Consider the following 18366-nt stretch of genomic DNA (forward strand, 5'->3'; position numbering starts at 1 on the left):
CGTTCGTGTCGTCTGCCAAGGCGATCACGAGAGGGCGATGGGTTTGCAGGAGAGATCGAGAGTGGAGCAGTTCGAACGTATCCGACGCGATGCCCGGGATGAAGGGATGTCGATCCGGGCACTCGCCGACAAGCACCGGGTGCACCGGCGCACGGTGCGTCAGGCGCTCGCCGAGGCGACGCCGCCGACGCGGAAGACCCCGGTGCGTGAGGCGCCGGTGCTGGGCCGCTACGAGGCCACGATCCGGCGCTGGCTGGTCGAGGACCTGGACGCACCGAGGAAGCAGCGACACACCGCGCGTCGGGTCTGGCAGCGGTTGATCGACGAGGAAGGAGCCAGCGTGGCCGAGTCCAGTGTCCGTGCCCTGGTGGCCCGGTTGCGCACCGAGATCAGTCCCGGGCAGTTGGTGATGGTACCGCAGACCCATCCGCCGGCCCAGGAGGCCGAGGTCGACTTCGGGGAGTTCACCGCGGTGATCGCCGGGGTGGTGATGAAGTTGTTCATGTTCTGCCTGCGGTTGTCGCACTCGGGCAAGGCGGTCCACGTCGCCTACGCCAACCAGTCCCAGGAATCGTTCCTGGACGGCCACGTCCGGGCGTTCGAGGCGCTCGGTGGGGTGCCGGTCGGGATGATTCGCTATGACAACCTCAAGCCCGCGGTGATCCGGGTCTTGTTGGGCCGGGAGCGGTTCGAGCATCCCCGGTTCGTCGCGCTGCGTTCGCACTACGGCTACGACTCATTTTTTTGCGCTCCCGGACTCGAGGGGGCTCATGAGAAGGGTGGAGTCGAGGGCGAGATCGGTCGGTTCCGCCGCCGGCACCTGACCCCGGTCCCGCACGTGGGATCGCTGGCGGCGCTGAACGAGGCGTTGGCCGCCGCGGACGCGCGCGACGACGCCCGTCGGATCGGGGCCCGCGCCGAGACGGTGGGCCTGGGCGCGGCCCGGGAGATGCCGCTGCTGCGGCCACTGCCGGACGAGCGTTTCGACGTCTCCGCCGCACTGTCGTGCCGGGTCGATGCCAAGGCAAGGGTGTGTGTCCGGCAGTCCTACTACTCGGTGCCGGCCCGGTTCGCCGGCCGCCGGCTCGAGGTTCGCCTGGGCGCCACCACCCTCCGCATCCTGGACCCGGGCAGCACCGGACACGTGGTCGCGACCCACACCCGCTCGTTGCACAAGGGCACCGAGGACCTGATGTTGGATCACTACCTGGAGGTCCTCACCCGCAAACCGGGTGCCCTGGCCGGGGCGACCGCGCTGGCCTCGGCCCGCGCCAGCGGTGCGTTCACCGCTGTGCATCAACGGTTCTGGGAGGCCGCTCGCAAACAACTCGGGGACGCGTCCGGAACCCGGTCCCTGGTCGGGGTGCTGCTGCTGCACCGCACCCTRCCCGCCGACGCCGTCACCGCCGGCATGCTCGCCTCGATCGGGATCGGCAACTTCGATCCCGACCTGGTCGCGGTCGAGGCCCGACGCTCGATGTTCACCCCCACCGTCCCCACACCGGTGCCCCTGCCCGACACCGCCGACCCGACCGCCGCCCACGAGCGTTCCGCCCCCTCACTGGCCGGCTACGACCAACTCCTGAACGGAGCAACCGCATGAGCGCCACACCCACGGCAGTGACCGCACTGACCGACCACGCCGCCGAGGCCGCCATCCACGCCGCCTGCCGGATCCTGGCCCTGCCGACCGTGCGGGCCCAAGCCCTCCCGATCGCCGAGGCCGCGGTCAAACAACGCCTGTCCCACAAGGCGTTCCTCGCCGAGATCCTCACCGCCGAATGCGACGAACGCGACGCCCGCCGTCGAATCCGCCGGGTCAACGAAGCCAAGTTTCCACGCACCAAGAGACTCACCGACTTCGATGCCACCCGGCTGCCGGACCTTCCCCCGGCCACCCTCGCCCATCTGGCCGGCGGCGGCTGGATCGACGCCGGCGAACCCCTCGTCCTCCTCGGCGACTCCGGCACCGGAAAGACCCACCTGCTCATCGCCCTGGGCACCGCCGCCGCCGAACAAGGCCGCCGAGTCCGCTACGTCACCACCGCGGCCCTGGTCAACGAGCTGGTCGAGGCCGTCGACGACAAACACCTCTCCCGAGTCGTGGGCCGCTACGCGCGCCTGGACCTGCTCTGCCTCGACGAGGTCGGCTACGTCACTCTCGATCCCCGTGGGGCCGAACTGCTGTTCCAGATCATTACCGCCCGCGAGGAACGCGCCTCCATCGCCTGCGCCTCCAACGCGCCCTTCAGTGAGTGGGGAGCCACCTTCACCGACCCACGCCTGGCCGCCGCCGTCGTGGACCGACTGACATTCAATGCCCACATCATCCAGACCGGAACCACCTCCTACCGCCTGAGCACCAGTCGGAAGAAGGGAGCCAACACCTGACCCCCTCACCGGCCCACCACCGGTGACCGCACACCAGCAGGGTGGGGCCAAATCAGAGCAGCACAGTGGGGCCAAATGGGGTTGTCATTCTCAGGAGGGGGTGCGAACTGGGTGGATTTCGTACTCGAGCACGACGTTTACTCCTTCGCTGCACGCCTCGACCACCGGACGTTGGTGTCGGCCGGTCCCCATCGCGGGGGTGACTCACCTGCGCCGGTGTCGATGCCTTCTCTCAGTTCTATCCGACCCGGGCCCGCCCTGTCAGCCATTCATTACTCTGTACCGAGGGTCGAGAAAATCCCGCCAAGGGGCGGGCGGGATTCATTCGGGTAGCGGGTCCGGGAAGGGCGGCGTCTCGGCGTCGAGCAGCGCGTCGAGCCAGATCAACGCCTCGACCAGGGTGGTGGCCCGCACCGCCGGATTCGGGTCGCGTTCGGCGGCCGCGAGTTGTGCCCGGGCGAGGGCCCGGTCGCCGGCGAGCAGCGCCAGCACCGACCGCCCCACCCGGCTCTGCCGCGGCGGTAGCTCACCGGCACCGACGGTGCGGCCGGCGGTGGTGCGGACCTCGAGCACGAACGCCTCCCCGTCCTGTGCGGGACCGAGGCGGGCGACGACCACGTCCGCGAGGGCGGTGACCAACCAGGTCAGGACCCCCGCGGTAGAGGGGTCGCCGCACCGGCTGGCCCCTGGGCGTCTGTACCAGCGCGGACAGCTCCGCCGACAACGCCGTGAGATGCCGATCGGCCACCAGGGTGAGCAGGTGCCCGGCCACCCTGGCCTCCGGATCTGCCCGGCCACTGACGTCCGAACCCATACCCGCCGGGTACCCACCTGGTCCGTGGGCACACCCCGGTCGCGTGCTGTCGACGTCCTCGGGAGGCCGGAAGGATTGAGGTTCAGTCGATGATCTCGACCACACCCCGCCGCACCAGCACCCGCGTACAGCTCCCGCAACGGCGGAGTGAACACCCGCGTCATCGCGGAGCCCTCGTCACATCCGAATGTTTGGCATTCCAAACTATAAACTTCAACGTCCGAAACATGCATGGCCCGATGCGGCCCCCCACGGACACATCTGCGAAGCGATCGGGGTTGACGTGGCGGTCAGCCGGGGGGAATCGGTGTGAGGTACCGCGGGTCGCGGCCGGGGTCCACAATCCACACCCCCGCCTCGGCGGTCGTGGCGGCTGGCAGGAATCCGGCATGGCCGCCGTCGGCGGCGACCGCGGCGACCCGGTCGAACACCTCGCCGTGCGTGCACCAGAGGGCGCCGTCGACGGAGCGGGCGAGGGTGAACAACAGCCGGTCGATGGGGGCGTCCACCGTGAGCAGCGGGTGGTCGACGATCGGCAGGTACCGTGCCACCGACAACGCTTGCAGGGTTTGCCGGCAGCGCAGGGTGGGACTCGAGAACAACGCGGTCACGGGCAGGTCGGCGAGGACGTCGACGAGGTGGATGGACTGCCGGTCGCCGAGGGTGCTGAGCGGACGGTCCGCATCCAGACCGGGCCAGGCACTCGTGGCTACCGCGTCCGCGTGCCGCACCAGAACGAACATCTCTGCCCCTCCCTGCGTCACACCGCCTCGTGCGGTGGCACCGCCGCACAGCATAGGTGCGCGCCGGTCGCCGGGCAGCGCGAATACCCCGGACGATCGACGCGCGGCACCGGCGGGTCGGACATGGTCCTGGTCGGCAGGCGGCAGGTCACATGCTGTCGAAGATGCGGTGTTCGGGGACACCGGCGGTCTGTGCTGCGGTTACGGCGTCGACGAGATCGTCGGTGAGTTGGGCGAAGGTGGCGGATCGGACCCGTTCCGGGGGTCGGTCGCTCGGGTGGGTGGTCAGGAAGCTGTGCAGCATGGTGCAGGTGTCGCGGACCCGCTCGAGCGCCCGGCGTGGTCGTCGTTCATCGACGGTGCGGCCGGAGGCCGACGCTCGGCGTCGGCGCTTCGTGCGGCACCCTGCGCGGGCAGGCGTGACTGACGCCCTCAGGAGGTCGTGCGTGAGTCGTTGGTAGGTGGTGAGCCATCGGTGGTCGACGGGTTCGTCACGCAGATACGCCGTCAGGACGGCGGTGTTGTCGCCGGTATCCAACCATCGGCGTACGTCGGTGGTGCGATCCTGGACACGGCGCAACGATGTGTGGGGTGAAACGGGCATCGGGTCTCCTCCGATTCGGGCTTCCCTTCGGCGAGAATGAATTCGGCGTTGCCGGGAGGTGTCCCGGCGTCGCGTGCTTCCGGAGGCCAGTGTGACCGACGGCGGCGCCCAGCGCCCGGTGTTTCCCGAGCGAACGCCACCGGCAGGCCGCTGCGGCCCCGAGCACGTGGTCACCGGTCCGCCGGTAGCGGTCGTGGAGTCCGGGTGGGCGTGGGGCGGGGCGAACAGCGGGGACCGCGAGGATCCGCTCCGCCCGGGTCGATACCCGCGGCAACACCCCCGGTGTCCGGTTTCGCTTGCGCCTGACAGGCATCGGACTACCGTCCGTGACGAACACGCCGGCAATCCCCCGGCGCACACGCCCAGAAGGAGGCCCACCGTGCCCCGACGGATGTACAACGCCACCATCGAACTCGCCGAACGGTTCGACCAGCTCACCGAGCGCGACCTCGACCACCGTCTCGATCAGCTCTGCGGGTTTCATCCCGCGATCGGGCGGGGTGAGCGGGGGACCGCGATCACCATCAGCCTCATCGCGGACGGTCCCGCCGAGGCCGGTGAGGTCGTGCGCACGCTGATCGCGCAGCGGGCGAACCCGAACCAGGTCGACATCGTGAACTCCACGGTGACGACCACCGACGAGTTCGACCGGGCGAACGGCATCGAGCCGGTGTCGACGCCGCCCGTCGACTGACCTGACCCACCGGCGTCGACGAAAGCCCCGTCCGTGGGGTGGGCAAGTTTTCGGTCAGTGGCTCAGGTTTCGCGCATCGCCTCGAACACGTCCGTCCGGTCGACCTTTTCGATCGCCTGGGCGGTGATCATCTGCGCGAGGCCGTCGAGGAGCGGCGAACATGACCCTAACCCCGTACCGAAACACGCTGTGGACAAGCAAGTATGGCGTCGCTGGTGACGTCCCGCCCCGTCCTGCGCCCGAAGCGCAGGGGCGGTGCTCTCAGCGGTGTTCGCGTTGACCGGTGCCGGGGGTGCGGGTGGGTCCGTCCCGCCTGCGGGAGCGCTGCCCGGGGGCCGGGCGCCGACGGGTCTGCGCGAGGGGCGGCGGGGCTTCGCCCGCGGCCCAGCCCTGGTCGGCGTCGTCCTCGACTTCGGGGGACCGTGCGGTACCCGTGTGGTCTGTTGCGGTGGCCGGGGCACGCTCGGCGCGCAGTTGCGCGTTGTCAGCTTCCAGGCGGCAGTTGTCGCGTTCGAGTTCGTCGGTGCGGGTTTCGAGGTCGAGAACCCGGCCGATCCCGACGAGATTGACGCCGGCGTCGATCAGTTCGGCGATGCGCCGAAGCCGGGCCAGGTCGTAGTCGCTGTAACGGCGGGTACCACCCCGGGTGCGGTAGGGGGTGATCAACCCGTAGTCCTCGTATAGCCGCAGCGCCGCCATCCCGAACCCGGACAGCTCGGCGGCCACCGAAATGCCGTAAACACCCCGCAGCGACGGTGATTCGGAGTCGTACCGGCCGGATCCTTCGGGCATCTTTTTTGCTCCGATCGGGATTTTTCTCGCACACCCTCTTGTCATAGTCTACGACAGATGCTATACCGAACCTACAGCATCTGCTGGAGTTTACCTGGTGGAATGAAGCGGTTTCAGGAGGTGGACATGATGTTGATGCGCACGGATCCGTTCCGCGACCTCGACCGTCTGACCCAACAAATCCTCGGCACGACGGCCCGTCCGGCGGTGATGCCGATGGACGCCTGGCGGGAAGAGGACCGGTTCGTGGTGGAGTTCGATCTGCCCGGCATGAACGCCGACTCACTGGATCTGGACGTCGACAAGAACACGCTGACGGTGCACGCCGAACGGTCCGCACTCGACGACAACCAGGAGATGGTCGCCGCCGAGCGTCCGCGCGGGGTGTTCAGCCGGCAACTGTTCCTCGGCGAGAACCTCGATGCGGACAAGATCGAGGCGAACTACGACGCCGGGGTGCTGCGACTGACGATTCCGGTCGCGGAGAAAGCCAAGCCCCGCAAGATCGAGATCAGCAGCGGACAGCCCGAGAAGAAGGCGGTCAACGCCTGAGGCGAGGCCGACGAGGCGACCGTCGACACTCGACCCGAGGCGACAAGCTCGGGAGGGGGTGAACAGCGATGACATTGGCGAACAGGGTCACCGAGGTGAACGCCACCGTAATTCCGGAGCGCACCGAACGCGAGACGGTGTGGCCGTGGCACGAGCTCGACTACGCCCAGCTCGAGGCCGATTCGGACCGCATCCTCGCCGACGCACTCACACCGCAGGCCGTGGTCCTGCTCACACGGTTGGCCACCGCACCGGCCGACCCGCCGCGCCCCTCCCCTCCCGCGTCGATGCCGGGGACGGTGTCCACGCCCCCGGCCCCGGAGATCCGGGCCACACAGCGCTCGCCACCGAAACCCGGAAAGTCCATCCGCAAGAGCATGTTTCGTATGTGATGTAGTTCGGGAAAGGGGTGATGAATCAGACGACTGAACCAGCTCACGGGGTTCGACCGCTCCCGCCTCCGTCACCTGTCAATGCTTCGCGAGCGGCGCGGCGAACCCCGGGCACACCGCCCGGCACCGCCGATCAACGAAAGGACCACACGACGGCGCCGACCGCGAATCCGAGAACAACCGTGGTGGTTGCGTCGGATCGACCGGGGCGCACGGCCATGAACTGGCAGACGGCATTCGTCGGCCGTCCGGGCGGGGAGTGCCCACAGCATCACACGGATCGTGAATAGCGGCGGGCCCTTCGGGCGGTCGGGCCCCGTCCCGTCCTGGTGGTTCCGGCACCCCGACGCCGGGAACCACCTTCTTCGTGCGCACGGCGAGCAGGGACACAAGCGATGGCAAACGAGCGAGATCCGTATCAGGTGCTGGGACTGTCCTCGTCGGCGCCCCAGGCCGAGATCGCCAGCGCCTACCGGCGGTTGCTGCGCGACCACCACCCCGACACCCGCACCCACCACCACACCCCCGATCCGGCGGCGGACGAATACCTCCAGCGCATTCTGTCCGCCTACGCCCAGTTACGTGACCCCGCACACCGCGCCGCCCCCGACCCGGCAGCCGCCGACCCGGCAGCGGCCGAACCCGATGCCCAACCTCGGCGACCGCCGCGGTCTCCGACCCCGCCGGCCGCCCCGACCCGCATCCACGTCGTCGTGCGCGATACCCCACCGCCGCGGCGGCCACCCGCCACCGGGTTGTGGGTCAGCCCGGTGCGATGGCACCGCTGACGTGCGCCACCGGTCCGGCGGCTGTCGCCGGCCCCGTTTCGCATCCATTCCTCGTCGATGAGGCCAGGTTCCGGGACGCCGGCGTTCCGTTGCCGCCCGCGAACACCGCCATGGCCGAGCACGCTCGGCCAAAGCTGCTCACCGGCGCGGGGCCGACCTGACCCGGCTCTGCGGGGCGGGTCTGTTGGAGGTCGGTGTTGATGCGTCGGGCCTCGGCGAGTTGGTCTTCGAGGATGATGATGCGGCACGCGGCCTCGAGTGCGGTGCCCTGGTCGATCAGTTCGCGGGCGCGGGCGGCAAGTCGGAGCTGGTAGCGGGAGTAGCGACGGTGACCGCCCGCGGAGCGGCCGGGGTGAGCAGCTTCGCGGCGTCGACGCTGCGGAGGAATGCCTGTGTCACGCCGAGGATCTCGGCGGCATGACCCATGCTATATGCCGGGTAGTCCTCGTCGTCGAACTTCCCGGCCGGGCTGCGGTCGGGGAAATCTTCCGGAATGGGGTGACACCTTTCAAACGGGACGGGGCCCCCGGCGCCGTGAGGCACCGGGGGCCGGATCGGGTTTTCACTACCTTGTTCCTGCACTTCCACTTACTCACTACACCTGCGGCGGTCCGGGCCCTTCGCWCTGCCCGGCCGCCGAACGGAAAGCGCCGGGTCCTTACACACTCACAACCCTCGCCCCGGCCACCCCGACGGGCGGTACTGCTCTGCGGGTAGTTCATCCTCTCCCGCACTTCGTGAACTCTTTCCTTGCGACGAGACAAACTCGACAACGGCAACTCCTTAATGTCTACATTCGTGACTACAGAAATTCTTTCGTGGGGTGGCGGGGGTTTGATGGCCAGCGGTCCGCGCGGCCCGCCGGCCCGGGTGGGACCGCACGCGGACCAGAGCCGAAGAACCCGGACCCAGCGGACCCATGCCGCCACTCTCGACGCCTCAGGGAGTGCCGTCGTCGCTGTCGTCGTGGTCGTCGTCCGGGAGCGGGACGATCACCGCCTGCTCGAGCTGGTCGGCGTCGTCGGCGTCCCATGCCGGGGGTGTCGCGAACGGGAAGAGGCCGACCGAAGGGTCGGTGTCGCCGTCGTCGACTTCATCGCCTACKGGAGTGTTCTGCTCGATCCGATCGGCGTCCGGGACTTCGGGCGGGAGTGGCTCGGTCATGACGGGAGGTCCTTTCTGGACGGGAGGTCCCTTCTGCTCGGAGGGTGGCGTTGTCGGTCGCGAGGGCGGTGTTGGCGTCCTCGAGTTCGAGGATGCGGGCAATGCCGGCCAGATTTGATCCCGGCCCCGACGAGTGGGGTGATGCGCTGGAGCCGGATCGGGTCGTCGTCGCTGTAGCGGCGGGTCCCGCCCGCGGTGCGACCGGGAGTGAGCAGCCCGTGCCGTTGTAGAGCCGGAGCGACTGGGCGGCCACCCCGGACAGCTCGGCGGTCACCGCGATGCCGTAGACCCCCCGCCCGGAACGCGGGGCGAGCTCCGGCTCGTGTGATATCTGCTGCTCCACAGGGTCTTTGGAAGGTTCCTTCTTGCCTCACGATACGCGAGCACCGCCCCAGCCGCCCTTGTGCGCGGCCCGGTCCGCCACCACCGTTGCGCAGCGCCGGGTCGCGCGTCCGGTCGCGGCACCGTCGACCACATCCGTGGGGCACAACGGCACCCCGCATACCGGGTGAAGGCACACAGTCAGAGGGCACGAACCCACCGGGCACCCCGCCGAGAACGAGAGGAAGAACATGACAGCGGCACCTGCCCCCAATCCGGCTCGGATGGTGGAATTCGCGTTGCGATGGTCGGCCTATGGCTGCGGCCCCGCAGACGAGATCGAACACCGCTTCGGGATGAGTAGCGCCGAGTACTTTCGCCGACTCACCGAGCACCTCGACGGCAATCCGTCGATGCCGCTTCGTCCGGAGGCGGTGGAGGCAATGAAAGCCGTTGCCCGGAAACGGCTCTAGCTCGGCACCTGAACCCCATCACACCGAAGCGTGACCTCGATCGGTGCGACGTCGGATACCCGTCCACAACCACGGGCCTCCGCTTTCCCGGACCGCCCCCCAGCCAGTGGCGGCGGCGAATTGCCGACTTCACCAGGCACACTGCCGGGGGCGCAGATGTGGCACACACTCCCGAGGCAGGCGCAGAATCCTGACCGGAACCGGGAAGGAGTCCGGCACCGCGAGATCGCGCCGCCGGAGCTCGGCGATCGCCTCGTCGACCCGATCGGCGCACCGGGTAGGCCCGGGAGTGCGGCCGAGACCGAGGCTCTCGATGATCAGAACCGATTCGAGCGAAAGCCCCTCGATTCCCAACGCCCACCCGAAGTGATGATTCCACGCCACAACCACGTCCCGGCCGCAGTAGTGGCGAAATCCAATCGGCACCGTGATGATGGCATCGAAGGTGACTCCATCCTACCCCCGCACCGTCTCGGCGCGTAGTGCCCTCGCGACGGCGGCGACGTAGTCACTGCGGTCTGCAATATCGGTGACGTGGTTCATCACCCGACCCCACTCCCAGGCAATCGTGCCCGCTCGGGCTGCGATTCCTGCCGCCGATGCCGGTCGGCAGGACCGCGCTCGCCTAGTCGTCCGTTCGGGCGAAGCACTCCGTGGTGGGAGTGAACCCCGGGCGGACCAGCATGTCGATATCCGAGCATCCGTCGAACCCGTAGACCACCGAATCGGTGTGCCAGACGAGTTCAACGTTCTCCCAGCCGTACTCGCGCAGCAAATACTCGTAGTTCTTCAGCGCAACACGCGTCTCGTCCGTCATCGTCGACCCCCTTCGCCCGGGTCCCGAACACCGAAAATCCTGCGGTGGATCGAGTACATTATTCCACAGAATGTGTGTGATGTGGTACAGAAAATCTCTTTGGTACGCCGGAGTCAGCGCCGCCGCCGGCACCCGACTCACTGTGAAACGTCGACGGGCAGTGGGCTCGCCGGTCGCTCGACGAAATCGAACGCCGCGTCGCAGGAACTTGAAGCAGCGGAATTCTCACCCACGGTGGGGCCTCGATCGGATTCGTCGGACCCCTCCCCGCCGTCCGCTACTCCTAGTCTGGGCTTGCCGTGCGACATCGGTTCCGGGGCCGCGCCGGCGTACATATCAGTTTCCCCTTCGGCCGGGACGAGCCCCGAGGCGCACACGAATCGGTGTGCCGCACTCACCGGGTCTCCCGAGGGTGAAGACGGAGCGACGGCCGCCTGCACCGGTTCGTGATGTCTGATGGTGCGTGGTGGCCTTCCCGATTCCCCGCTGCATACGGCTCGAGGGTGTCAGGGTGAAGTAATGACGACACAGCACCACCGGTCCGCCGGCCCAGCACCGCCGGCGGCGTCAACCGGGTCATCGGATACGGTGACCGCCGCCCTGAACGCCCTCGCAGGAGCCGCGACGCCGGTCCCGGGCGAAGCCCTCGATCGCATCCTCGAGCACGCATGCAAGTCGGCGACAGCAGTCCTGCGAGCATCCCGCGGCGCCGAGGTGGTCGTGTCCGTGACCGAGCTGGGCTTCGGCCGACCACACTCTGTGGCCACCGACGAGGCGGTGCGGGCGGTGGAACAGGCGCAGTACGCCGCCGGCGCCGGGCCGGGGGAACGGGCCGCGCACGAACGCCGGGTGGTGCAGGATCGGCGAGCACGCCCGGGCATGGCCGGCGTTCACCGCCGCCGCGCAGGAGGCCGGCTTCGTCGAGGCGGTGTCGGTACCGGTGTTCGCCGACGGCTAACCCGACCGAAGGTGATCGGCGTCATCGGCACCTACACTCGCAACCGGGACGGCGCCGAGTTCGTGGACGAGTCGGGATGGTGGGCGGGGCTGGAGTTGGTGACCACGGCGGTCTCCGCGACGTTGTCCGAGTCTCGGCGGCGCCAGAGCGCCGAAGGCGCGCTGGCACGGTTGCGGCGGGCGGTGAGCACGCGGGAAGAGGTGGACCGGGCGGTCGTGGTGCTGAGTCGACGTCCCCGCGCCACCCGCCGTCCGCGGCCTTCGCTGAAAGTCTCTGAACTGACCCAAACCGGCGTCAGTCCGACTGCTCGGGCGCAGTCACCGAAGCCGTCAGAAGCCGTTGCCGGGCGAGGCGCTCGAGGCCGGCACGGTTCGGGTCCCCCGGCGACCAACTCACCTCATCGCGGCACTCGCGCACCACCCGTGTCACCGTCGAGAGCGGCACCCGGCCGTCGAATTCACCACACAACCGCTCGACGACGTCGGCGTAGGAATCGGGCACAGCGACCACCACCTCAGCAGAACACCCGTCTATCGCGTACCCGCACCCGGTGTCGGGAAAACGGCATCGCCTCAACCCCCGCTCTCCTTCAGGTGCCTGGACGGCTTCAGCCGCATCCTTGGACGATCCGATCGCGAACCAGGACAAAAACCATGTCGACACCCACTCGGGAAGCCTGGGGCGTGCGACCACGCGAGAAGGTCGGCAGCCGTTAATCTGGTGCTTCGTCACCGGCGTCGACCGGGATCGTGTCCGCACGCTCGGCCGCGTCACCGGGCACGGCCTCGGATCGGCGTTTCTCGGCGACTCGATCCTCGATATCGTCGACCAGATCCGACAATTCCTTCCTGTACTCGGCCCGCTCGGCAGGACCATCGGTGCAGCGTTCGTCACCGACCTCCCCCCGTCCCGAGTGTCCCTCGTCCTCCGGCGTGCTCATGTGTCGTGTCCTCTTTCCTCCGACGGTGATCAGTGGCCGCGCGAACGGAAGCTGTGTCCCCGGCCATGGTGGGCTTGCGCGGAATGACCGGCCAGCGCCAGGGTAACCATCTCGGCCACACCGTGCCGATCACGCCCGCCGGACACCACCCATGCCACGCAAAGATTCACAACCCCAGCTCGAAGACAAGAACTGTACGAGCAACTGCACGGTACGAGGAACTGCGCGATCAGGGCGATTCGAAAAGAAGGCGCCAAGAATCTCCGACGCCGCCGCGGGCAGTCTCGGCGAGCACCGAAGCGGACCCGGTCATCACCGCCGCCGCCGACTTGGCCATCGGCACCCCGAGATCGGCCCGAACGCGACGACCACCGTCCACAAACTCTCGCCATCGGTGGACCGATCGACGGCCGCCGGTCCAAGCTCGGGTGTCCTACTCGCTCTCCCGTCTCACCTTGACCTCGGCGATATCGGCCAAATCAGCCGAGCCGAGCACGCCCTGGTACTCCCCTCGGCTGCCGCGGCACGAGGTGTCCGGCTGCGCCAGTCTCGAGGCAGTCAACAAAGATGCATCCGGACGCTCCTGCATACTCCAGGATCTCAGCGCTTTCGACGAGAAGCCCCCAGTCCCCACCGGAACGCTCCCGTGCCGGAAGCCCGCCGACGCGTCCCGTTCGGGCATGCCGGCGGACACCCTCCGACTCAGCGGTCGCTCGGCATCGACGGCAGAGCACCAAACACCGAACACCGAACACCGAACACGGAGCACGGAGCACGGAGCACGGAGCACGGAGCAGCATCCACGAACCGATCCGCATAGTGCGCCCCCCGAATCACGACTCTTCCAGGACCGCGTCGAGGGCCTTCTGCAGGGCGGACGGTTGCGCAGGAGAAGTCGGTGCCTTCGACTTCAACTCGAGCAACTCCGCGCCGATCTCCTGCAGCTTCTTGCGGCCGAGATGTTCACGCACCTGCGGGAACCACTCGTCCTCCTCCTCCTGGATGTGGTGTTCGACGTTCTCGATCAGCACCGTAGTCTTGGCATCGAAACGCTCGTCCCCGGGCGACATCGTCGCCAACTCCGTGACCAGAACGTCGGCGACATGATGCTCCTCATACGACTCGAGGATGTCGTCCTCGAGTTCCGGGACGAGCTCGCGGACCCGCGGATACATGCCCTCGTTCTCGATGTAGGTGTGCACGGTCAGGGCCTCGATGATCTTCTCGACGATCGTGCCCTTCTCCTTGTCCGCGTTCTCCCCCGCGCCGCGGAAGGAGCGGAACAACTTCCGGATCTCCTTATGATYGTTCTTCAAGATCACGATCGCATCGGACGACATGGCACACCTCACCTCATCAACCCGGCATGCGGGCCCGGACGGGACACCTCACCGCACAAGTACCCGACGGCGTCCCCGGGGAAACGGCGCCGGTCGAATCCCACCCTCGGACTGCACATCCGACCGGATTCTTCCCGACCGGCGCGTGTAAACCGCTGGCACACAACGACACGGCAGCAACCCCGCAGAAACCTGGAGCGAAGAACCCCGGAGAAACCGCACCATCAGCCCAAGTCGGCCACGACCCGGACGAAACGGAGGACGAGAACCGACACCGCCGTCGCACGATCCGCGTACCCACCGTCCCCGCAGGATCGAAAAAACCCCTGCCCGATGGCCGCGAACATCGGCGAGATCCACCGATCGGAACGGTTGCGGACGGCGTATCCTAAGGGGTGCGGTCGGATGGAGCGTAACCGCCATGGGCCACGCCACCCATGTGTCCTCCGCGGACGCCATGACCCGATTTCACGGTCGGCGCACGGTCCCGTGGTCGATCAATCCCGGCGACTACCACCTCGTCATCGACATGGAATACGTGAGAGGCCGATGTGTCACGCTGATACGCCGTCACGGTGACAAGCGATGAAGGTGTGTGACCAGACGCAGGAAACCGGAACCGGATTCGAGTGGGCTCGCGCACTGCCCTCCGGATCACTTTTCGGGGCGTTCCCTCCGGACGAGGAGGACGGAGTCGCCTGCGGGTTTCCACGGCAGAAAGACGGCGACCGCGACCGCGACCAGCAGCGAGGCCGAAACGGTGAGGTAGGAGGCGAGTTGGAAGCCTTCCAGGCACGCGGATTTCATCGCGTAAATCAGGTCGGCCTTCTGTTGCGCAAACGCGGGACTGGTCGGGCGGTGGACGATCTCGAGCACGCTGATGACGGTTTCGCGGGCGAAGCTCTTCTCGTACGGGGTCATCAGCAAGTCCGGGATGGCATCGATCCGCGGGCCGACCTCGCTCGTGTACACCGACGCCACGATCGACCCGAGCACCGCGACGCCGAGGGTGCCGCCGGCCTCGCGGGTGGTGTCGTTGACCGCCGAACCCGCCCCGGCCTCCTCGGGCGGCACCGACGACATGATGGATTCGGTGGCCGGGCCCTGGACGATGGCCAGACCGAGCCCCATCAGCACCATCGAGATGACCACCGGTCCCAGGTAGGGCGTCTCGACCTTCACTTGGCCGGCGATGAACATTCCGATACTCATCACCACCAGGCCGAACACGATGACCGCGGTGGTGCCGACCTTCTGGGCGATCAGCGTGGCCAGCGGCGCCCCGATCGCGATGGCCGCGGCGAACGGTAACGAGTGCAGCCCGAACTGCAGCGGTGTCAACTCCATCACCCCCTGGAAGTACTGGGTGATCATGAACAGGAACCCGAACATGCTGAAGTAGGCGACCGCGATCGCCAACGCCGGCAGGGAGAACCGCCTGATCCGGAAGAGCTGCATGTTCAGCACGGGGAAGGCGGTCCGCAGCTCCCACCGGACGAACGCCGCGAAGCACACCAGGGCGAGCGCGTAGCCGACCAGGCTGATCGGGGACAGCCAACCCCGATGCGGCGCCTCGATGATCGTCCACACCAGCGCGGTGACGCTCACCAGGGACAGGGCGATTCCGAGCAGATCGAGCCTGCCGACGTGCGCCGCCTTCGATTCCGGGACCAGCGCCCGGGTGAGAATCAGGACGAGCACGGCGACCGGCACGTTGATCCAGAACACCGAGTGCCAGGAGAAGTGCTCGAGCAGCCACCCCCCGGCGGTGGGGCCGATCGCGATGGCGAATCCGGCCATCGCCGTCCAGGCGGCGATGGCGACGGCCCGTTCCCGGGCATCGGTGAAGATATTGATGATCAGCGCGAGGGTGGCCGGGAACACCGCGGCGGCGAACACGCCCATCGCGGCGCGGGCGGCGATCACCTGGCCGAGGTCGGTGGCGAGTGCGCCGCCGACGGACATGACCGCGACACCAGCCAGTCCGATCATCATCAGCGTGCKCCGGCCGTACCGGTCGCCGAGGTGCCCGAACGCCAGCAACAGGCCCGCGAAGGTCAGCGTGTAGGCGTCGACCACCCACTGCAAACCGCTCATATCGGTGCGCAGCTGCACCCCGATCGAGGGCAACGCCACGTTGACGATGGTGTTGTCGAGCACCACCAGCAATTCCGCCAGGCAGATCACGACGAGCGCGAGGTAGCGGCCCCGCCGGCCCGGCCCGGGCGCGGGGGCCCGATGCGCGGCCGGGTGAACAACCGTCGAGTGGGACATGGTGGATTCGACTCCTCGTCACTGATATGCCGGTCAGCATATTTCTGAGGGAACAGTAACTGTAACTATCAGTATCAGTCAATGCCGGGAGATACCGACTCTCAGGCAGTTATGACAGCGGGAGCCCTCGAGCGCTACATATCGCCCGCGGCGTTCGGGCAGGAAAAGCTATGCTGAACGGCATAGGAATCGGCACTCAGCGAGGGTGGGCATGGGCACACGCACGTCGGCACGCGAGAACATGATGCTCAGCGCGGTGACCCTGTTCCGCGAACGCGGCGTCGACGCGACCTCGCTGGCGGATGTGATCGACCACGCACACGCCCCCCGGGGCTCGATCTACCACCACTTCCCCGGCGGCAAACCGCAACTGGCCGAGGAGGCCACCCGCCGCGCGGGTGCCCTCATGGGATCGATGATCAGCGCCAGTCTCGCGGACGGGGAACCGGCGCAGACCCTCGCGCTGATCGTCGACGTGTTCCGTCAGCAACTCCTCGACACCGACTATGCCGCCGGATGCCCGGTGGCAGCCGGCGCGCTCGAAGGCGGCGAGTATCCCGCAGCGAAACAGGCAGCGGGCGAAGCCTTCACCTCGTGGGAGTCGACCATCGCGGCAGCGTTGTGGCAGCGCGGCGTGCGGATGTCCCGCGCGCAGTCGGTCGCCACCCTGTCCATCGCCGCGCTCGAGGGCGCCTTGCTGCTGGCGAAAGCACAACGCAGCACCCAGGCACTGGATCGGGTCGCCACCGAACTCACCGCCGTGGTCGATGACGCGATCGAGGACGCAACATCGACCAGCCCGCGACGCGGCCGGTAGCAACCCACACAGTCCGGTTGTCGCCCGTCCGCACCCAGTGGGAAACTCGCAGCCCGGCAGGCCCGCCCGCCCCCGCCTAAAACCACCGCGCCCCTATGGCGTTCAGCGGCTGCTCAAGCAATGTGCCCGGGAACACGTCGATTCGGGCCACCCATGCGCACGCGTTGTTCGCTGCCGCCGCCGCGAAACTGACATCGCCGCCGGAAGCAGCTGGTTTCCTTCGCCAAGGGTGAATTTGCTCGGTTTTCTCACCACCGACATCACCCCTTGGGCGCTTCAGGACCGAGAATTGCGGGGGTTCGGCGCCGCTCCCCGAATCCTGTATGCCAGGGGGTGGCCGGACCGGGCGCCTACCCCCACCGGGTGCCGCGTCCGGTTCCCGGGCGGTCACAGGTCGATGGTGAGGGAGGCTGACTTCGCGCGGTCGGTGCAGATGAGCATCGTGTCTGGTTCGTCGAGGAAGGCCGATCGTCCGCGGTGGTCGACGTCGCCGGAGAGGACCCGCACGCGGCAGGTGCCGCAGAATCCCTGCTGGCACGAGTACGGCACATCGGGTATCGCCTCTCGCACGGCGGCGAGGGCCGATCTGTCCGCCGGGACCTCGAGGGTCTTCGCGGTGTCGGCGAGGCGAAGCGTGAACGGCTCGCCGCCGACGACCGGTTCGGGGCTGAACCTCTCGAAATGCAGTCCGGCCGCTCCTGTCCGGTCGAACCGGGTTCGGATGTCGGGGAGCAGTCCCGGCGGTCCGCAGAAGTAGACGGAGGCGCGGGGACCGGCGTGTGCCAACAGTTCGGCAGCCGTGCGGCGGGCACCGGTGAGGATCCGGACTCGATCGGGGTCGAGTGCGCCGATCTCGTCGAGGAATGCCATCGTCGCGGTGTCACGGCCGAGGTAGGTCAGGTGCCAGTCGACACCCGCTGCGGCCGCGGCCCGGACCATGGGCAGGATGGGGGTGATGCCGATGCCTGCGGCGATGAACACCACCCGGGAGATGTCGGCCCGGGCCAGGTGCGGGTAGGCGAAGGGGAAGGCGTTGCGGGGGCCACCCGCGGTGACCGGTGCACCGGCGGGCAGCTGGTCGTGGATTTCGATCGATGCGCCGCCGCCGTCGGATATCCGGCGGACCGCGATCCGATAGCTTCCCCTATCGGCGGGATCGCCGCACAGTGAATACTGCCGGACCCTTCCCGAGGGCAGCGTCAGGTCCAGGTGCGCGCCCGGGTGCCACGGCGGCAGGACGGACCCGTCCGCAGATTTCAGGCGCAGGCTGAGCACTCCGTCGGCCTCGACGCGGCGGTCCGCCACGAGCAGGCGCAGCACCCGGTCGACGGGGGTGGGTTCGGTGATGCGCGCCCGGCTGGTGACGGCGGCGTAGCCGCGGACCGCGAGGCGGAAGCCGGACATCAGCCGGTCGGGTTTGTCCGGTCGGCGCAGTGACGGCGGGACCGGTGTGAGGAAGTGTGCGGTCATGAGCGGGCTCCAGTGCGTTTGC

General features: G+C 68.1%; 22 protein-coding genes and 1 pseudogene. 8 read left to right on the forward strand and 15 right to left on the reverse strand.

Annotated features, from left to right (window positions below):
• Window positions 1-37: 37 nt before the first annotated feature.
• Window positions 38-1603, forward strand: a complete 1566-nt coding sequence (gene istA, locus AC1DWT_RS27675; protein ID WP_477923061.1) for an IS21 family transposase — start codon at window positions 38-40, stop codon at window positions 1601-1603.
• Entirely contained in the window at window positions 1600-2391 is a 792-nt protein-coding gene (gene istB, locus AC1DWT_RS27680; protein ID WP_477923062.1) for an IS21-like element helper ATPase IstB, read from the forward strand. The genes istA and istB overlap by 4 nt, the downstream gene beginning before the upstream one ends.
• Window positions 2392-2712: 321 nt before the next feature.
• Here the strand turns inward: istB and AC1DWT_RS27685 are convergent, their stop codons facing one another.
• The 3 genes from AC1DWT_RS27685 to AC1DWT_RS27695 all read right to left on the reverse strand — a co-directional run bounded on the left by AC1DWT_RS27685 (window position 2713) and on the right by AC1DWT_RS27695 (window position 4552).
• Complete coding sequence (locus tag AC1DWT_RS27685; protein WP_477923063.1) at window positions 2713-3030, reverse strand: hypothetical protein; 318 nt, start codon at window positions 3028-3030, stop codon at window positions 2713-2715.
• Between the two features lie 465 nt (window positions 3031-3495).
• Window positions 3496-3948 (reverse strand): SixA phosphatase family protein, encoded by a 453-nt coding sequence (locus AC1DWT_RS27690; protein ID WP_477923064.1) that lies wholly within the window; start codon window positions 3946-3948, stop codon window positions 3496-3498.
• 148 nt (window positions 3949-4096) lie between these two features.
• Window positions 4097-4552: a hypothetical protein gene (locus tag AC1DWT_RS27695; RefSeq protein WP_477923065.1), complete on the reverse strand. Its 456-nt coding sequence runs from the start codon at window positions 4550-4552 to the stop codon at window positions 4097-4099.
• Window positions 4553-4931: 379 nt separating this feature from the next.
• Between AC1DWT_RS27695 and AC1DWT_RS27700 the strand changes: the two genes are divergently transcribed.
• On the forward strand, window positions 4932-5246 hold the full coding sequence (locus tag AC1DWT_RS27700; RefSeq protein ID WP_477923066.1) for a hypothetical protein: 315 nt from the start codon (window positions 4932-4934) through the stop codon (window positions 5244-5246).
• Window positions 5247-5507: 261 nt separating this feature from the next.
• Here AC1DWT_RS27700 and AC1DWT_RS27705 read toward each other — a convergent pair whose 3' ends face one another.
• Window positions 5508-6038, reverse strand: a complete 531-nt coding sequence (locus AC1DWT_RS27705; protein WP_064080836.1) for a MerR family transcriptional regulator — start codon at window positions 6036-6038, stop codon at window positions 5508-5510.
• Between the two features lie 129 nt (window positions 6039-6167).
• Between AC1DWT_RS27705 and AC1DWT_RS27710 the strand changes: the two genes are divergently transcribed.
• From AC1DWT_RS27710 to AC1DWT_RS27720, 3 genes are all read left to right on the forward strand, one after another.
• A complete protein-coding gene (locus AC1DWT_RS27710) occupies window positions 6168-6590 on the forward strand; it encodes an Hsp20/alpha crystallin family protein (protein WP_064080845.1) in 423 nt (140 codons plus the stop codon).
• 68 nt (window positions 6591-6658) lie between these two features.
• Complete coding sequence (locus AC1DWT_RS27715) at window positions 6659-6982, forward strand: hypothetical protein (protein ID WP_477923068.1); 324 nt, start codon at window positions 6659-6661, stop codon at window positions 6980-6982.
• Window positions 6983-7377: 395 nt separating this feature from the next.
• Entirely contained in the window at window positions 7378-7770 is a 393-nt protein-coding gene (locus tag AC1DWT_RS27720; protein ID WP_477923069.1) for a J domain-containing protein, read from the forward strand.
• A gap of 276 nt (window positions 7771-8046) precedes the next feature.
• Here AC1DWT_RS27720 and AC1DWT_RS27725 read toward each other — a convergent pair whose 3' ends face one another.
• The 3 genes and pseudogenes from AC1DWT_RS27725 to AC1DWT_RS27735 all read right to left on the reverse strand — a co-directional run bounded on the left by AC1DWT_RS27725 (window position 8047) and on the right by AC1DWT_RS27735 (window position 9265).
• Window positions 8047-8196: a hypothetical protein gene (locus AC1DWT_RS27725; RefSeq protein WP_477923070.1), complete on the reverse strand. Its 150-nt coding sequence runs from the start codon at window positions 8194-8196 to the stop codon at window positions 8047-8049.
• Between the two features lie 513 nt (window positions 8197-8709).
• A complete protein-coding gene (locus AC1DWT_RS27730) occupies window positions 8710-8934 on the reverse strand; it encodes a hypothetical protein (RefSeq protein WP_064080833.1) in 225 nt (74 codons plus the stop codon).
• A pseudogene (locus tag AC1DWT_RS27735) lies at window positions 8864-9265 on the reverse strand (MerR family transcriptional regulator). The gene AC1DWT_RS27730 and the pseudogene AC1DWT_RS27735 overlap by 71 nt, the downstream one beginning before the upstream one ends.
• A gap of 241 nt (window positions 9266-9506) precedes the next feature.
• On the opposite strand from AC1DWT_RS27735, the gene AC1DWT_RS27740 reads away from it, so the two are divergent.
• Window positions 9507-9728, forward strand: coding sequence for a DUF3263 domain-containing protein (locus AC1DWT_RS27740; protein ID WP_064080831.1), 222 nt, complete (start codon window positions 9507-9509; stop codon window positions 9726-9728).
• Window positions 9729-9857: 129 nt separating this feature from the next.
• On the opposite strand, the gene AC1DWT_RS27745 is transcribed toward AC1DWT_RS27740, so the two are convergent.
• From AC1DWT_RS27745 to AC1DWT_RS27775, 7 genes are all read right to left on the reverse strand, one after another.
• Window positions 9858-10163: a DUF6292 family protein gene (locus AC1DWT_RS27745; RefSeq protein ID WP_477923095.1), complete on the reverse strand. Its 306-nt coding sequence runs from the start codon at window positions 10161-10163 to the stop codon at window positions 9858-9860.
• A gap of 190 nt (window positions 10164-10353) precedes the next feature.
• On the reverse strand, window positions 10354-10545 hold the full coding sequence (locus tag AC1DWT_RS27750) for a hypothetical protein (RefSeq protein WP_477923072.1): 192 nt from the start codon (window positions 10543-10545) through the stop codon (window positions 10354-10356).
• A 576-nt stretch (window positions 10546-11121) separates the two neighbouring features.
• Window positions 11122-11439: a hypothetical protein gene (locus AC1DWT_RS27755; protein ID WP_477923073.1), complete on the reverse strand. Its 318-nt coding sequence runs from the start codon at window positions 11437-11439 to the stop codon at window positions 11122-11124.
• Window positions 11440-11797: 358 nt separating this feature from the next.
• On the reverse strand, window positions 11798-12004 hold the full coding sequence (locus tag AC1DWT_RS27760) for a hypothetical protein (protein WP_477923074.1): 207 nt from the start codon (window positions 12002-12004) through the stop codon (window positions 11798-11800).
• 211 nt (window positions 12005-12215) lie between these two features.
• Window positions 12216-12443: a hypothetical protein gene (locus tag AC1DWT_RS27765; RefSeq protein ID WP_064080830.1), complete on the reverse strand. Its 228-nt coding sequence runs from the start codon at window positions 12441-12443 to the stop codon at window positions 12216-12218.
• 833 nt (window positions 12444-13276) lie between these two features.
• Entirely contained in the window at window positions 13277-13783 is a 507-nt protein-coding gene (locus AC1DWT_RS27770; RefSeq protein ID WP_477923075.1) for a hemerythrin domain-containing protein, read from the reverse strand.
• Between the two features lie 654 nt (window positions 13784-14437).
• Entirely contained in the window at window positions 14438-16057 is a 1620-nt protein-coding gene (locus tag AC1DWT_RS27775) for an MFS transporter (RefSeq protein ID WP_477923076.1), read from the reverse strand.
• A gap of 211 nt (window positions 16058-16268) precedes the next feature.
• On the opposite strand from AC1DWT_RS27775, the gene AC1DWT_RS27780 reads away from it, so the two are divergent.
• Complete coding sequence (locus AC1DWT_RS27780) at window positions 16269-16874, forward strand: TetR/AcrR family transcriptional regulator (RefSeq protein WP_477923077.1); 606 nt, start codon at window positions 16269-16271, stop codon at window positions 16872-16874.
• Window positions 16875-17261: 387 nt separating this feature from the next.
• On the opposite strand, the gene AC1DWT_RS27785 is transcribed toward AC1DWT_RS27780, so the two are convergent.
• Window positions 17262-18344 carry a PDR/VanB family oxidoreductase gene (locus tag AC1DWT_RS27785; protein ID WP_477923078.1) on the reverse strand — a complete coding sequence of 361 codons (1083 nt, stop codon included), beginning with the start codon at window positions 18342-18344 and terminating at the stop codon, window positions 17262-17264.
• Between the last annotated feature and the right edge of the window lie 22 nt (window positions 18345-18366).

This window comes from Rhodococcus sp. P4_B6, assembly GCF_056402215.1.

What these genes read in the sequence shown, in the direction of transcription:
- istB (WP_477923062.1), top strand. Translation starts at nt 1,600, where the DNA reads ATGAGCGCCACACCCACGGCAGTGACCGCACTGACCGACCACGCCGCC.
- AC1DWT_RS27690 (WP_477923064.1), bottom strand. Translation starts at nt 3,948, where the DNA reads ATGTTCGTTCTGGTGCGGCACGCGGACGCGGTAGCCACGAGTGCCTGG.
- AC1DWT_RS27695 (WP_477923065.1), bottom strand. Translation starts at nt 4,552, where the DNA reads ATGCCCGTTTCACCCCACACATCGTTGCGCCGTGTCCAGGATCGCACC.
- AC1DWT_RS27705 (WP_064080836.1), bottom strand. Translation starts at nt 6,038, where the DNA reads ATGCCCGAAGGATCCGGCCGGTACGACTCCGAATCACCGTCGCTGCGG.
- AC1DWT_RS27710 (WP_064080845.1), top strand. Translation starts at nt 6,168, where the DNA reads ATGTTGATGCGCACGGATCCGTTCCGCGACCTCGACCGTCTGACCCAA.
- AC1DWT_RS27715 (WP_477923068.1), top strand. Translation starts at nt 6,659, where the DNA reads ATGACATTGGCGAACAGGGTCACCGAGGTGAACGCCACCGTAATTCCG.
- AC1DWT_RS27720 (WP_477923069.1), top strand. Translation starts at nt 7,378, where the DNA reads ATGGCAAACGAGCGAGATCCGTATCAGGTGCTGGGACTGTCCTCGTCG.
- AC1DWT_RS27725 (WP_477923070.1), bottom strand. Translation starts at nt 8,196, where the DNA reads ATGGGTCATGCCGCCGAGATCCTCGGCGTGACACAGGCATTCCTCCGC.
- AC1DWT_RS27740 (WP_064080831.1), top strand. Translation starts at nt 9,507, where the DNA reads ATGACAGCGGCACCTGCCCCCAATCCGGCTCGGATGGTGGAATTCGCG.
- AC1DWT_RS27750 (WP_477923072.1), bottom strand. Translation starts at nt 10,545, where the DNA reads ATGACGGACGAGACGCGTGTTGCGCTGAAGAACTACGAGTATTTGCTG.
- AC1DWT_RS27765 (WP_064080830.1), bottom strand. Translation starts at nt 12,443, where the DNA reads ATGAGCACGCCGGAGGACGAGGGACACTCGGGACGGGGGGAGGTCGGT.
- AC1DWT_RS27780 (WP_477923077.1), top strand. Translation starts at nt 16,269, where the DNA reads ATGGGCACACGCACGTCGGCACGCGAGAACATGATGCTCAGCGCGGTG.
- AC1DWT_RS27785 (WP_477923078.1), bottom strand. Translation starts at nt 18,344, where the DNA reads ATGACCGCACACTTCCTCACACCGGTCCCGCCGTCACTGCGCCGACCG.